A 14,801-nucleotide genomic window follows, 5' to 3' on the forward strand; every position below is an offset into this window, starting at 1 on the left:
ATTTAGACAGTTTCCAGCAGTTCGGTTATAGTATTATATATTTTCTGTAATTCCCCATTTGTAATGACATAAGGCGGAAGTACGTAAATGGTATTCCCTAAGGGACGCAGGATGACTCCCCTTTCCATGAAGAATTGATACAATTTATCCCTTAAATTACCATAGCGCTCCATTTCAATATTCAAATCCAGCGCAAGAATTACGCCCATGGAACGTACCTCTTTTATTTTAGGGTGATGCTGTATATTAGCAATAAAATCTTTATGTGCTTGCGTAATATAAGCCCTTCTCTCTAGGATTACATCGGATTCTAAAAGTTCCATACCTGCCAACGCCGCAGCACAACCCAGTGGATGCCCACTAAACGTATGGGCGTGGAAAAAGCCTTTGTGAACCTCATCGCTCAAAAAAGCATCAAAAACTTTTTGAGTACAACTGGTGACACTAAGCGGGAACATTCCTGCGGTCAAAGCCTTACTCAAACACATGATATCTGGTTTGTTTTCCAAATTCTCCGAAGCGAAATTCGCTCCTGTTTTACCAAAACCGGTCATAATCTCATCAGCGATACATAAGATATCCAACTCTTGACATCTTTTGATTGACGTGTTAAGCCCTTTGGCGGAATGGAATTTCATACCGGCCGCCCCTTGAACCAACGGTTCAAAGATGAACGCTGCACAATTATGATGTTGAACAATATTCTCCAACTGTGCTAAAACATCTTCTATGTTATCTTCCTGCGGGGGTGGAATACGTTTTACCTTCAATAGAAATTCTTCGAATGGACCGTTATACGATGAGAGACCGGAGGCGCTCATAGCACCAAAAGTATCCCCATGAAATCCATCTTCAAAGGCAATTATGGTATCTCGTTTATCTCCCTTATTATGATGGTACTGTAATGCCATTTTAATGGCAGCTTCTACCGCAGTAGAACCATTATCGTTAAAGAATATCTTTTCTTGATTGTTCGGTAAGATATGTATGAGGCGCTCTGCTAATGTTACGGCCGGTTCATGTGTGAAACCACTGAACATGACAAAATCCAAATGCTGCATTTGCTTGGTTACAGCTTTTGTAATTGTCTCATTACAATGTCCATACATAGTGGTGTACCATGAGGCGATTCCGTCTATGTATTCATTCCCTTTATCATCCCATAACAACGCCCCCTTGGCTTTGACAATACCAACCGGAAGTGATGACGTCTTATGCTGTGTTAGCGGATGCCACAGGTGTTTTTTATCCCGTTGTGATAGATTTTGCATTTTCATAGAATCCAAAAAGTCCTCAATTTATCTATCTTGCAAAGATGGGGAAATTTTAGTTCTGAGCAGGTAGTTGGTTCGCTGTTGAAAACTGAAAATAAGAGAGTTCATTAATAAATACCCAAGTAATTTTATTCATGTTCAATAAGCTCAAAAAACAGGTGTCAATTCGTGTCAAATATTTGAATGAGAATTCGGTATTCTTTTCTTTATTTCTTATTACGTTATTTATTCGATTCCCATTTTTCTTCAGAGATTATATAGATCGTGATGAAAGCACCTTTATCCTTTTGGGCCAATCCTGGGTAGATGGGCAATTGCCCTACTTGGAGCTTTGGGACTTAAAGCCACCGCTCACATTCGCTTTTTTCGCAGCTATCATTTCCATTTTTGGAAAAAGCTTCTTGGCCATCCGTTTTTTTGGTGCTGTTTTGGTTGTGATTACAGCTTTTTTCACTTTTAAAATTGCTGTACACATTACTACTAAAAAAGTTGCCTATTGGGCCTCTGTTTGTTGTGTGCTTTTATTGAGCTTATTTGGAAGTTTGCAAGGGGTCATGTCCGAACACATTTGTATGGCTGCCTTTGTTCCAGGACTTTATTTATTAATAAGCAAAAAAAGAATTATTGGTTTTTGGCATCCGGCATCCTTATGGGAATAACTGTTATGGTAAAATTGAACATGGCCTATCCCATTCTAATCCTCGGCCTTTTCTTGTGTTACGAATTATTTAAAAGTAAGAAAATAAAATCCGTTTGGAATCTATTTCTGTTCGGGATCGGTATCTGTACGGTAATTCTCTTGACCATTTTTCCCTATTACAATGCAGGCGAACTTACGGTCTGGTGGAAGTCCGTAATTCTTGCGCCATTGAAATATACGGAAGCCAGACGCTTTTCCTTTTTTAAACTGGCCCCAACTTTTTTAGTGGTTGGAGGTTTTTTGTTCTTATCATGGAAAAAAGGTTGGATGAATTTTAAAAATAGGACTGTTATACTCCTAACAGTCGCCATTTTTGGAGTTTTGCTATCGTTTTTGAAAGGCGGGAGAGTTAATGGGCATTACTTGATTCAGATATATCCAATGCTAGTTGTCTTTATAGCGGTAGTTGTTCAAGCCATAATAACCGTATACAGCTTTAAGGTTTCACGAACAATCTTATTTATATTGCTTTTAATTCCCATAGAAAGCTATCTGGAATATGTAAATATTGTTCAAAGCAAGATTCAAAAAGGTACTTTTTTCAATGGAGAAGGGTTCACTGTTCCGCAGTATATCGCTAATAACGGTTTAGAGAAAAAGAACATCCTATTTTTAGGCTATCATATCGGATACTGGAATCTAAATTGCCTACCTCCTACTAAAGCATCTACCCATCCCAGTAATATTTGTAGGGATGAACTCTTTCCCTTTTTTGATAACCCTAGGGAAAATTCCATTCAAGAGTTGCGCTATATCATGGAAGAACTACGCCCTAAAACGATAGTTGTCAGGAAAGATAGGCGTGTTTTTGATAAAAAAGAAGAGGAAGAAAATGAATATATTGATGCTTTCCTAACCAAGCATTATAGAGTACATGCCACTGTGGAAAAGGCCGAAATACTGCAACGCTTAGAGGGTCTCTAAGATATGTTTGAACTTTTCGGCATATCTTTTTATCACCGTCTTGTCAAAATGAGGCTCCTCTTCTATCCTACCAATCAATGAAACCCCTGTTTTGTGCAAAATTATATTTTCTGTATGCGGATTTGCATTGCCGCTAAATAGAACAAAAACTTCGTACCCCTTTTTTTGTAACCAGCTTATGGTTAATAACGAATGGTTTATGCTACCCAAATAATGTCTTGAAACCACGATTACTTTATAATCCGGCATTATAATATCGAACATTGTATCTTCCTCGTTTAGCGGCACTAACAAACCACCGGCCCCTTCGATAATAAGATGATTATCCGTTTCCGGTTCGTTAATATGAAAACGATCTATTCGAACACCATCAATCTCCGCCGCGGCATGCGGGCTCATAGGGCTTTTCAACTCATAACTACTAGGATGGATTTTTGTTTTGGTATTGGAGATTAATTCAGCAACCTTATGACTGTCCGTATTGTCCAAATCACCGGCCTGAACAGGTTTCCAATAATCCCCCTCCAAAGCTTCCGTAATTATGGCGGAGGCAATTGTTTTTCCTACTCCTGTGGATATACCAGTGACGAATATTTTCTGCATTAGTTACTCGGATTTGTAATTATGCCACAATTTAGGCACTTATATTTTCTTTTTTCAAAAAATGGAAAAAGTTTATAAAAAATTCCTTTCCTGCTATAATAAACCTCGGATTTACTTGCTTTACAATTAGGACAAACAATTGGTTCCCCCTTTTCGTCCAAGGCATAGGCTCTTACTTCATTATAAATCTCCAAGGCCCTTTCCTTATCCCGTGAATATACCTGCAACTTGACCCCTCCGATAGCGTTGCTGATTAGGGGGTCTGAATTTAGGGTATTCTCATCCCTTAGAAATACTGGGATTCCTTCGGACTCCAACTTTCCTTTTATTATCTGTACGTCGGCAGCATATTCGAATGATGCCAAAAGATAAAATTTCTCTTCCATAGGCCTAAAGATAGTTGGACAATAATTCTAACACCAGTCCAATCTCCTCTTCGGAATTGGTGCTATGTATGCAAAATCTTAACCGCTCTTGTCCTAACGGTACGGTCGGGTAAAGGATAGCCTTAACGTTGAACCCCTTGTCCTTGAGTTTTTTTGAAACCGATTTTACCCTAGTGTTATCACTAATGATATAGGAGTGAATGGCAGAATTGCTAACCACAAAATGCTCCTGCAAGTTTAATTTTACAGCTTTTTCCTTAAAAAAATTGATATTTCTCTTTAGCCTTTGACGTTCTTCTTGTGAATCATCCTTTAGGTATTCATATGAAGAAATTACTGTGGCAATGCAGTGAGGTGATAGCCCTGTGCTATAAATAAAGCTTCTCGCAAAATTGAGAAGATATGCTGTAAGTGAGGACGGACCCAATATTGCAGCTCCGTGGGCACCTAGCGCCTTTCCAAAAGTGACAATTCTGGCAAATACGTTCCCCTGAAGCTTCAATTCCTGTACTAAGCCTTCTCCATTTTTTCCAAAAATACCTACGGCATGCGCTTCATCCACAATCAACCTGTACTTGTTATTAGTGCAAAATTGAGCAAGCGCCTTTAAATCCGGGGAATCCCCATCCATTGAAAAAACAGACTCCGTAACAATATAAATTTCCGCATCCTTTTCCGGTTTACTACCTTTTAATACCGCACTAATCTTTTCTTGTAAACCAGTAATATCGTTATGCGGGAATTTATAACTCTTGGCATTGCTCATGGCCATACCATCCCTAATACTGGCATGAACGAGTTCATCGTAAAATATTAAATCTCCCCTTAGCGGCACTGAACTAAAGAATCCGATGTTCGCATCGTATCCGGAATTGAACACCAAGGCACTTTCGGCCATATGAAAACTACTTAGAAGGGATTCTAGCGTTTCATACAGCGAGTGATTACCCGTTAACAATCGTGAACCTGTAGCGCCATTTTCCGCAATGTTCTTGGTTAGTAAGAGCTGAAAGGTCTTGGAAAATAGTGTTTCATCTTTGGCAAGTCCCAGATAGTCGTTGGAAGTGAAATCCACTAATCCTTGCTCATAGTCGAGCACACGGAGTGAATCTTCTTTAACCCTTTCCTCCAATTTTTGTTTTAGTCTTTTTGGGAAATCTAGCATGCCATCAAATGTAGCATGTTTAAGGAAAAAATCTATAGGGAATTTCGTTTTATTGGATTACTTCGAATTCAAAATCCTCCACACTAAAATTAGTGAAATTATGTGTGATGAAAAGACCAATTCTATGGCCATTTTATTGCGGATAGAGTGAAAAAAAAATCAAAGGAAAATCTGAAATTCCCCGTTTCTGCCAAAATAATCCCGATTCTAGACTCGTACAAATCTTGCTTTTCATTAAATAACGCACATAAGGTATTAAAATCATCTACCAGCATTCCTTTTTCTTCCACAATTAAATTGTTCGCAACTTTTATTTGGGCGTATCCATTGGATTGAGGAGAAAACTTCTCCAATACCATTGGGTAATGAAAAGATAATGCAAAGGTAGTTTCAAATACATCCAATTTATTTCTAAAACCATCCTCATCCAAATACCTGCTAAAATCCTATTCAAAAAAAATGGTGTCGCCAATAACATAATTTTTATCGTTCTCCAAGGATAGGGACTAAATATATAGATGTGCAAAAGCATAACGATTGCTTTTTTTTAATCGTAATTATAAAAATATGGTCAGAATTTTGCCTCTTATTTCCATATATTTAGTGCCAAGATTTAAAATAATATTCATGAAAATATTTCAATTCTTGCCTTTTCTTTTCTTAGTGAGTTGGTCATCTTTCGGGCAGGTAAATTCCTATACCATATCGTTTGAAAATGCAATTCACCATGAAGCGGGAATTACGGCTAAGTTTTCGAATATTGAGAAAGACACGTTCGCCGTAAGAATGAGTAGGACTTCACCAGGGCGCTACGCCCTTCATGAATTTGCTAAGAACGTCTATAATTTTAAAGCAACCGATGGTAATGGAAACCAGTTAAATGTGGTACGTCCAGATCCATATCAATGGCAAATCCTAGGTCATGATGGAGAAGTAAATATTTCCTATACCTTATTTGCAAATAGAGGAGATGGCACCTATTCCCAAATAGATGAAACCCATGCCCATTTGAATATTCCCGCTACTTTTATGTACGCTCCTTCTTTATCAGAAAGAAAAATAGAAGTGGATTTTAAGGTCCGGAAAGATTTAGACTGGAAAGTTGCTACGCAACTCCCGTTAGTTTCTGGAACTACCTATTCCGCTCCCGACCTCCAGTACTTTATGGACAGCCCAACGGAGGTCAGTAATTTTGGGCTACGAGAATTTGTGGTCGATGGGCAAACCATACAATTGGCCCTTCATCATAATGGTACGGAAGAAGAACTAAATACTTATTTTGAGAAAGTGAAGAAAGTGGTCTTGGCAGAGAAAGAGGTTTATGGCGAACTGCCAACATTTGATTACGGTAAATATACTTTTTTGGCCTGCTATATTCCCAATGCATCGGGTGATGGGATGGAACATCGCAATTCTACAATTTTAACCAGTACCAGAAGTTTGGCAGAGGGAGGAATGGATAATAATATCGGAACGGTTTCCCATGAGTTTTTTCATGCTTGGAACGTAGAGCGTATTCGTCCGGAATCATTAGAACCTTTTAATTTTGAAGAAGCCAATATGAGTGGGGCGCTTTGGTTTGCAGAAGGTTTTACCAGTTATTACACTGGTTTAATTTTATGTAGAGCCAGACTTATTTCTCCCCAAAAGTATGTAGAAGGACTATCGGGCACCTTCAATTATGTTTGGAATTCCCCCGCGCGCCAGTTTTTCAACCCAATAGAAATGAGCTACCAAGCGCCTTTCGTAGATGCCGCAACTTCAGTTGACCCTGTTAACCGGGAGAATACGTTTATCTCCTATTATTCCTATGGAAGCGTTCTCGGATTGGCCTTGGATCTCTCCCTAAGGGAAAGTGATTTAAACTTGGACGATTACATGAAACTGGTTTGGCAAACCTATGGAAAAAATGAAACTCCATATACGGTTGCAGATTTGCAAAGAACCTTAAACATGTACGCAGGTAAAGATTTCGGGGATGCATTTTTCAACAACTACATTTACAATAGTAAAATGCCCGATTATGAGCGATTTTTGAAATTTGTGGGGGTTGTTTTAATACAAAATGCAAGCGAGCCTTATTTTGGAGTAACAGTAGTTCTAGACGGTGACGGAAATGGCAAAATTTCTTCCAACCCTAAAATGAATAGTCCTGCATATAACGCCGGGTTGGACAATGGAGATATCATAACCGCAATAAATGGTGACCCATATCCAAAATCCGAGCAATTCGATGCTGTTATTAAACAATTTTCCGTTGGCGATACAATTAAAATTGATTTTGAGCGCTTTGGCCAGAAGAAGACAGCGCAAGTAATCCTAACGGCTAATCCCACGTACACCCTCTCCTTATTTGAGAGCGAAGGGGAAAACCCTACAGCAGAAGTTTTGAAGAGTCGAGAAGATTGGTTAAGGCTAGAGTAAATGGAAATCTACTACTCCATAGCTGCAACCGATGAAGAACTAAAAGAGATTTTAGCACTTCAAAATAGAAATATGGTTACGACCATTTCCGGCGAGGAAAGGGAAAAAGAAGGTTTTGTTACAGTTATGCATTCCTTTGACATCCTAAAACAAATGAATAGTATTTGTCCACACATTATTGCAAAGGCTAATGGTAAAGTAGTAGGATATGCGCTAAGTATGCATCCTAATTTTGGAGACGATATTCCTGTCTTAAAACCTATGTTCAAAGAGTTAGAAAATTTAAAAATTGAAAACTATTTGGTAATGGGACAAGTATGTTTGGATAAAAATTATCGCAAAAAAGGAGTTTTTAGGGAATTGTATGCGACAATGAAGAGAGAATACAAAAACAATTATGCCACCATAATTACAGAAGTGGATGCCACGAATACACGTTCCTTCAATGCCCATCTAGCCGTTGGCTTTGAGCTATTGCGTAGTTATAAATCGATAGGACGAAAATGGAATATAATTACCTTACCTACCCAAGAATAAAATTTTATCTAAAAAAAATAGAAATTTAGAAGTAAGTAATTGAAATTTATTTTAAAACTTCAGATGGTTTGGCGATAGTTTTTGTGTCACTATTTACGTAATCGTGGGTTTCATTTGCCTCAGGCACTTCTGCTTTCAGAAGTGGGGTTTTAATTACATATGAAGAGACCAAATCATGATCCTTCTGACAAGATGTAAAAACAGTACAAAGTAAGAGGAGGGAAAATGCTGTAAGTGCATTTTTAAGCTTCAATACCATATCAAAAAGTCAGCAAATTTAATTTAAGCCCGCAAAGTATCTAAAAAAATAAGTTTGCCGATGAAAATGATATTTTTTTCGATGAACTACACGTTTAAGTTATTAACATATAGTTTATAAGTATTTGCACAACCACTTTAAAAGTTATATTGGAATCTCTGATGTTGTAGAAAATCATTAACTGTTACATATCTTATTTTGAAAAAACACTATTTTATTATTGTTTATCAATAATTATTTTATATTTGTTATTGTTAAACAATAATTTTAATCATGAAAATGCTCGGCCCAAAATCAGTTTCAAGCTATTTGTTCTATATCATTCGGCTAGGAGCCATTAGCTCTTTAGTTTTAGCACTTTTTATTTTACTTTCCTTTGTATTTGGCAATTATGAACTAAAGAATGGGCGCTTTACCATTCCTTTTCCTCTGTTTTCCTACTTTGACATCAAGGGCGATTATAAAACTTCCATCATAACAAGTATCACACTAATTTTAACTTACATTGGTGGATTTCTCTACAGTTTGTCAATGATTTTAAAATCTTTCAAGTCGGCAGTTCTTTTTAATGCAGCGGCTATTCGCCATTTAAAGCTACTTGCAAGTATCAATTTACTGGTTTTCCCAATCGTATATATATTGATACGAAGCATCATCCTGAATATTTCAATAATGAGTGGAATCCATAATTTGATTCTCAGTGTAATATTCGGTGTGTTTTTACTCTTTGTTGCAGTAATTTTCAAAAGAGGACTGAAGGTTCAAAATGAAAACGATTTAACAATTTAATATTGGATTATGAAAAGTATTTCTTTTAATATTCGAGTTTTAACTTGGGTTCTAATAGGCTTTTTAGTTCTTATGGTTTTTTCGAGAATATGGCATGGAATTTTATTTATAGAGGAAGCAAAGGGTTATAAATTACTTGGAGTAGAAATTTCCGATAAATTTAGCCCCAATGTTTTTAGAATATTAACCCTGTTCTATTGTCTATTGCTCAGTTACATTGTATTGCAATTAAAAAAATTTAGTGATGTCATGAATGACTTTTATAATGACCTTTTTTTTAGTGCAAAAAACGGAGTACAACTAAAAAGGATAGCAAATGGTATTCTTTTCTTTACAATTTTAATTGGTGTATTAAAACTTTTCTTAGAATTATATTCAATTTCATCATTGGACACTTCTGAAATGCTGATTCAGGAAAGTGGCTTTAGGAAAGGTCCTTTACACAACACTGGATATCTTTTTGGTCAAATCATTGCTAAAATTTGTTTTATATGTATTCCACTATTCATAATATCCCAGATTCTTTCTTTACAGTCTGAACTTGTTCAAAAGGGCTATCTGTTAAAATCCGAAAACGACCTAACAATATAGGTATGGCGATTATTGTTCATCTAGATAAGGTACTGGCGAATCGCAACATAAAGAGTAAGGAACTCGCTGAGATTATTGGTATTACCGAAGCAAATCTTTCCATTTTAAAATCAGGGAAAGCTAGGGCAATTCGTTTTTCTACATTGGAAGCTATATGCAAAGCGTTAGCTTGTCAACCCGCAGATATTCTTGAATATTGCCCATAAAAAAGCCACGTTAAACATGGCTTTCCATTAAATATATTTTGCGCTTTAATCCGCTAAAACTATTACTTTGTTATCCTTAAGCTCTATAGTTCCACTGGTGATAGCTAGAATGGTTTTCCCGGAAGCATCTTTAGAAAATTTGTTCTCATGGGCTTCGTCTATGGTAATATTTCCTTCTACCTTAACATTTCCTTTTTGTAACAAAGAAACTATAGGTGCGTGATCTTTCAACATCTGAAATTCCCCATTGATTCCCGGAACTGTTACCGAAGTAACTTCACCTGCGAATAGGGTAGCTTCTGGTGATACGATTTCTAAGTACATATTTTCTAGTCGTTCGTTGATTGTTGTTAGTTGATTGTTCTATAATATACGAACATCAATCAACCCACAACTAACAATTAATTTAAGCTTCCGCAAGCATTTTCTCACCAGCCTCTATAGCCTCTTCAATAGTCCCTTTAAGGTTAAAAGCAGATTCAGGAAGGTGATCCAACTCACCATCCATAATCATATTAAATCCTTTAATGGTTTCCTTGATATCTACCAAAACTCCTGGGATTCCCGTAAACTGCTCAGCCACGTGGAATGGCTGCGATAGGAAACGTTGTACACGTCTTGCCCTACCTACGGCCAATTTATCCTCTTCTGAAAGTTCCTCCATACCAAGGATGGCGATAATATCCTGTAACTCCTTATATCGTTGTAATAGCTCTTTTACACGTTGCGCACAAGCGTAGTGATCTTTCCCTAGAATCTCCGCGGTCAAAATTCTTGATGTAGAATCCAATGGATCAACCGCTGGGTAAATACCCAACTCCGCAATTTTACGGGAAAGTACCGTTGTCGCATCCAAGTGTGCAAAAGTTGTTGCCGGAGCTGGATCGGTTAAATCATCCGCAGGTACATAAACCGCCTGTACAGATGTAATGGAACCTCTTTTAGTTGAAGTAATACGCTCTTGCATGGCACCCATCTCCGTAGCCAGGGTTGGTTGATAACCTACCGCAGAAGGCATACGTCCAAGCAGTGCTGATACCTCAGAACCTGCCTGGGTAAAACGGAAGATATTATCCACAAAGAACAAAACATCCTTTCCTTGACCTTCACCTGCCCCATCACGGAAATATTCCGCAATGGTTAACCCAGAAAGTGCTACACGAGCACGTGCTCCGGGAGGTTCGTTCATTTGACCAAAAACAAAAGTTGCTTTGGACTCTTTCATTGCCTTTTTGTCCACTTTGCTTAAATCCCATCCACCATCTTCCATGGAGTGCAAGAATTCATCCCCATATTTAATAATACCGGACTCCAACATTTCACGAAGAAGGTCATTCCCTTCACGTGTTCTTTCCCCTACTCCCGCGAATACCGAAAGACCACCATGCCCTTTGGCTATGTTATTAATTAATTCCTGAATCAAAACTGTCTTACCTACACCGGCACCACCGAACAATCCAATTTTACCACCTTTTGCATAAGGCTCAATCAAGTCGATTACTTTAATACCTGTGAATAAAACTTCCGTAGAAGTCGAGAGATCTTCAAATTTTGGTGCTTCACGGTGTATAGGCAAACCATCTTTACCGGCCTTGGGTAAATTACCTAAACCATCAATGGCATCACCAATTACATTAAACAAACGTCCGTAAACATCATCTCCTACCGGCATTTGAATCGCAGCTCCTGTAGCGACCACATCTGTTCCTCTACTTAAACCATCCGTGGAATCCATAGAGATAGTTCTTACAGTATTTTCCCCAACGTGTGATTGAACCTCCAATACCAATTTGGATTTATCCTTATTGGTTATTTCTAAAGAATCATATATTTGAGGAAGATCTGCCCCTGATTGAAATTCTACATCAACCACTGGCCCAATGATTTGCGAAACTTTACCTGTAACTTTTGACATTACTCTTTTGTTTATGTATTACGTTTAAAATAAGCTAGAAAATGCCGTCATTTTCCGGCTGCAAAGATATACTATTCAAGCTAAAATGGAAACTACTTTGCCACTCTTTTTTTGATACAAAAAAAGCGCCCGTTAAAGGCGCCTTTTATACTTTGTTATGTCAATCTTCTACGGATTAATGGTCCATGAAAGATAATATATGGAGCCTATTAAACCAGAACCTACAGCTTGAAAATATTCATCTGCCAAGAGGTTTGAACCACCTGCCTTGAAGACTGATTTAATCTTTGGGACAGAATAGTTTATCTGCGCGTCCAATACGGAATAAGCCGGCACGTCACCATCAGCAAAAGAAGCTTCCCAAAAGAAGCTATCACTCCACCTCCAATTTACACCAAATCCAAAGTTTTTAAATAAGTCCGTCTTTCCAAAGGACAACTTCACCTTGTGCTCTGGGGAATTGAAATTAACTCTTACACCTCGAGCTCTCAAATCTTCAGCATCTTCAAGAACCGTATATGTATAATTTGCGCCAAGATCAAAACCTGCCAGTTTAGTGTCGATTCCAAAAGTACCCCCATAAGAAGTTATTTCTTCTTGAGAATTGGTATATACTTGATAAACTTCAAAATCATCATTCTGTAAAGCCAATAAAGATAATCCTCCATCCCCTGCTTCTCCATATAATGGTACCAATACTTGCGTTTGAGAGATGAAGTTATTGTAAATATTATAGTATCCACTAGCATCAATCGTAAACTTGCCCAATTGTGATCTATAACCTACTTCAAAAGCGGTTATTTCTTCAGGCTGTATCAATGGAGTGTTTACCGCTGTTGGGGCACCGGCTTGTACAGAAACCAATGAAAATGCATTTTCATAAGCTGCTCTACCCACGACGTCAACTGTTTCAGAGCCCGTAAAAGCCTGTCCTGGTTCACTTACATCGAAAGTCCTTACATCTCTATCTAAATTATCCGGTGCTGAACCTACCAATATCGCATTTCCAACATTCAAACCAATAAATAAATCTTGTGTAGTAGGATTTCTAAAACCTTGTTGAACGGATGCCCGTATATTGTGGTTTCTATTTTCTCCTATAGTAACTGCTACACCTGCTCTTGGTGAGAAGAAACCATCAAAAAATTCGTTTTTATCATATCTTCCAGATAAAGTCAATTTCAACCTATCGTCCACCAGTTTCTTCTGAAATTGCAAATAGCCGCCATATTCATTATAAGTAATGGGACCGTCAATATCAGTAAATATGGTACCGGCAGAATTCAACTCGTATTCCCTAAAGGAACCTCCAATTTGGATATCTGCCCAATTATCTATTAGATGGGCAATATTATAGTTTCCGTTTACATGTCGAAACTTCGTATTATCAATGAATTTCGCCCCAGTTTCAAAGTCTCCATCGCTAATCACTGAATTGAAAGCAGATTGAAAAGCTGGAGTTCCCGGTACTAACCTTCCCGTATCCGCTGCTGCCCTGGCTGCGGCATGTGCTTGTTCTTCCGTTGCCTGAACACCTGTACCCACACCCAATCTGGCACCAATAAAGGTGGTAGCGTAATCTGTAAACCATTCCCTATCACCTTTCCACCGTCTATTCACATTGATACCAGCAAAACGAGTATCATATGCATCACCAGAGTTTTCTGCAACTATATAACCCCTTATAAAAAAGTTATCATTCTTTAGCTCCACCTTATGCTGTTGCATTTTAAAGCCTGTTACCGAATATCGATTTGCTCCCTGATAAATGGTGGTTCCACGGCCAATACGACCATTGTAAATTAATTCCAAATCATTCCCAAAAGGTCGGTAATTCAATGACCAGTCGGCTTTAATGCTTTGGGCATTATAATTCGCTAAATCGGTCTCATTATAACCGGTTCTCGTAACAAATGCAGAGCCTACCGTACCCGTAGGCAGGCCGGCGGCTGCATCAAAGTTCAATAAAGTACCTACTTCATCACCATAGACGTTCAAACCATTATAAGCAGGATTAGTTCTGTCAGCTCCAGGATTGCCCAAATCATCAGTTCTATTGGCATGCCAATCCTCTCCTTCTAAAATTGAAAAACTAACCTTAGCTGCCAACTTATCACTAAAGGCATGGGCGGCACGTATTCCCACATCATAGTAGTTATTATCTCCAGCAGCTTCTTGAGAGGTAAGTCCAGTTTTCACGTAAGCGCTTATTCCTTGAAAATCAAACGGACTCTTACTGCGCATAAACAGAATACCATTAAAAGCACCTGCTCCATATAATGCCGAAGATGCGCCTGGAAGAATCTCAACACTTTGCACATCCAATTCGTTCATACCAACTAAATTTCCTAGAACAAAATTTAAACCTGGCGCAGTATTATCCATTCCGTCTACCAATTGCAAAAAGCGAGTATTGGCAAACGTTGCAAAACCTCTTGTGTTTACGGATTGAAAGGTTAAACTGTTGGTGTTAATATCTACACCCTTTAAATTTTGAAGCCCTCCATAAAAGGACTCGGCAGTCGTGTTTCTTATTTCTTTTAAGCCAAAACGCTCCACGGAAACTGGAGATTCAAAAATACGTTCAGGAGTTCTTGAGGCCGAAATTACAACTTCATCCAAGAAGGTTTGCGTTTCGTTTAATACAACAGTAATGGTTTGGTTGTTGGATGTAATATTTTCCGTTACGTCCGAGTACCCAAGACTAGAAATTCTTAATTCAAATGGGGGCTCCTCAGAAGTTTGCAAGGTGAAGTTTCCGTCAAAATCGGTTACCGTACCAATAGCTTTGCCAACAATAACAATATTGGCCCCGGGGATAGGCTCGTTGTTCTGGTCAACAACAGTTCCATTGATGGTAGTCTGGGAAAAACCTATGGTTCCCACTAAAATCAATGCTAAAAATAGTATTGTTCTCATTATAAAATTGAGTTAAAATTAGTTTGGGGTCAAGATACAGATTATTTCATATCGAAAATAATAAAATGAAAAAAATTATGCATGCATAGTATTAATTTGATAAAATGAT

General features: G+C 38.0%; 15 protein-coding genes. 7 read left to right on the plus strand and 8 right to left on the minus strand.

The genetic code is table 11. The features are described from left to right. Positions 1 to 2 precede the first annotated feature (2 nt). Entirely contained in the window at positions 3 to 1,271 is a 1,269-nt protein-coding gene (gene bioA, locus N8A89_RS06475; RefSeq protein ID WP_281541520.1) for an adenosylmethionine--8-amino-7-oxononanoate transaminase, read from the minus strand. Positions 1,272 to 1,408: 137 nt separating this feature from the next. Here bioA and N8A89_RS06480 point away from each other — a divergent pair, with 137 nt between their 5' ends. Together N8A89_RS06480 and N8A89_RS06485 are read left to right on the plus strand one after the other, a co-directional pair. Beyond that, positions 1,409 to 1,933 carry an ArnT family glycosyltransferase gene (locus N8A89_RS06480; RefSeq protein ID WP_281541521.1) on the plus strand — a complete coding sequence of 175 codons (525 nt, stop codon included), beginning with the start codon at positions 1,409 to 1,411 and terminating at the stop codon, positions 1,931 to 1,933. Next, on the plus strand, positions 1,906 to 2,898 hold the full coding sequence (locus N8A89_RS06485) for a hypothetical protein (protein ID WP_281541522.1): 993 nt from the start codon (positions 1,906 to 1,908) through the stop codon (positions 2,896 to 2,898). The genes N8A89_RS06480 and N8A89_RS06485 overlap by 28 nt, the downstream gene beginning before the upstream one ends. On the opposite strand, the gene bioD is transcribed toward N8A89_RS06485, so the two are convergent. The 4 genes from bioD to N8A89_RS06505 form a co-directional block, all read right to left on the minus strand. Beyond that, positions 2,884 to 3,501 carry a dethiobiotin synthase gene (gene bioD / locus N8A89_RS06490; protein WP_289645139.1) on the minus strand — a complete coding sequence of 206 codons (618 nt, stop codon included), beginning with the start codon at positions 3,499 to 3,501 and terminating at the stop codon, positions 2,884 to 2,886. The two genes, N8A89_RS06485 and bioD, sit on opposite strands and share 15 nt — an antisense overlap. Next, the gene (locus N8A89_RS06495; RefSeq protein ID WP_281541523.1) at positions 3,501 to 3,887 is read right to left on the minus strand and encodes a putative signal transducing protein; all 387 of its coding nucleotides are present in this window, start codon (positions 3,885 to 3,887) and stop codon (positions 3,501 to 3,503) included. The genes bioD and N8A89_RS06495 overlap by 1 nt, the downstream gene beginning before the upstream one ends. A gap of 4 nt (positions 3,888 to 3,891) precedes the next feature. Further along, positions 3,892 to 5,052 carry an aminotransferase class I/II-fold pyridoxal phosphate-dependent enzyme gene (locus N8A89_RS06500; RefSeq protein WP_281541524.1) on the minus strand — a complete coding sequence of 387 codons (1,161 nt, stop codon included), beginning with the start codon at positions 5,050 to 5,052 and terminating at the stop codon, positions 3,892 to 3,894. A gap of 122 nt (positions 5,053 to 5,174) precedes the next feature. Further along, positions 5,175 to 5,456 (minus strand): hypothetical protein, encoded by a 282-nt coding sequence (locus N8A89_RS06505; RefSeq protein ID WP_289645140.1) that lies wholly within the window; start codon positions 5,454 to 5,456, stop codon positions 5,175 to 5,177. Positions 5,457 to 5,679: 223 nt separating this feature from the next. Here N8A89_RS06505 and N8A89_RS06510 point away from each other — a divergent pair, with 223 nt between their 5' ends. From N8A89_RS06510 to N8A89_RS06530, 5 genes are all read left to right on the plus strand, one after another. Next, the gene (locus tag N8A89_RS06510) at positions 5,680 to 7,476 is read left to right on the plus strand and encodes a M61 family metallopeptidase (RefSeq protein WP_289645141.1); all 1,797 of its coding nucleotides are present in this window, start codon (positions 5,680 to 5,682) and stop codon (positions 7,474 to 7,476) included. After that, positions 7,477 to 8,013, plus strand: coding sequence for a GNAT family N-acetyltransferase (locus N8A89_RS06515; protein ID WP_281541526.1), 537 nt, complete (start codon positions 7,477 to 7,479; stop codon positions 8,011 to 8,013). Between the two features lie 532 nt (positions 8,014 to 8,545). Beyond that, entirely contained in the window at positions 8,546 to 9,061 is a 516-nt protein-coding gene (locus N8A89_RS06520) for a DUF2975 domain-containing protein (RefSeq protein WP_281541527.1), read from the plus strand. A gap of 9 nt (positions 9,062 to 9,070) precedes the next feature. Then, the gene (locus N8A89_RS06525; RefSeq protein ID WP_289645142.1) at positions 9,071 to 9,652 is read left to right on the plus strand and encodes a hypothetical protein; all 582 of its coding nucleotides are present in this window, start codon (positions 9,071 to 9,073) and stop codon (positions 9,650 to 9,652) included. 2 nt (positions 9,653 to 9,654) lie between these two features. Further along, the gene (locus tag N8A89_RS06530) at positions 9,655 to 9,858 is read left to right on the plus strand and encodes a helix-turn-helix domain-containing protein (RefSeq protein WP_281541528.1); all 204 of its coding nucleotides are present in this window, start codon (positions 9,655 to 9,657) and stop codon (positions 9,856 to 9,858) included. Positions 9,859 to 9,903: 45 nt separating this feature from the next. On the opposite strand, the gene N8A89_RS06535 is transcribed toward N8A89_RS06530, so the two are convergent. The 3 genes from N8A89_RS06535 to N8A89_RS06545 form a co-directional block, all read right to left on the minus strand. Further along, positions 9,904 to 10,182, minus strand: coding sequence for a F0F1 ATP synthase subunit delta/epsilon (locus N8A89_RS06535; RefSeq protein ID WP_281541529.1), 279 nt, complete (start codon positions 10,180 to 10,182; stop codon positions 9,904 to 9,906). 82 nt (positions 10,183 to 10,264) lie between these two features. Continuing rightward, positions 10,265 to 11,773, minus strand: coding sequence for a F0F1 ATP synthase subunit beta (atpD, locus tag N8A89_RS06540; protein WP_281541530.1), 1,509 nt, complete (start codon positions 11,771 to 11,773; stop codon positions 10,265 to 10,267). A 168-nt stretch (positions 11,774 to 11,941) separates the two neighbouring features. Further along, positions 11,942 to 14,692 carry a TonB-dependent receptor gene (locus N8A89_RS06545; protein WP_281541531.1) on the minus strand — a complete coding sequence of 917 codons (2,751 nt, stop codon included), beginning with the start codon at positions 14,690 to 14,692 and terminating at the stop codon, positions 11,942 to 11,944. Between the last annotated feature and the right edge of the window lie 109 nt (positions 14,693 to 14,801).

Origin of the sequence: Maribacter aestuarii (assembly GCF_027474845.2) — a bacterium.
Lineage (GTDB): Bacteria > Bacteroidota > Bacteroidia > Flavobacteriales > Flavobacteriaceae > Maribacter > Maribacter aestuarii.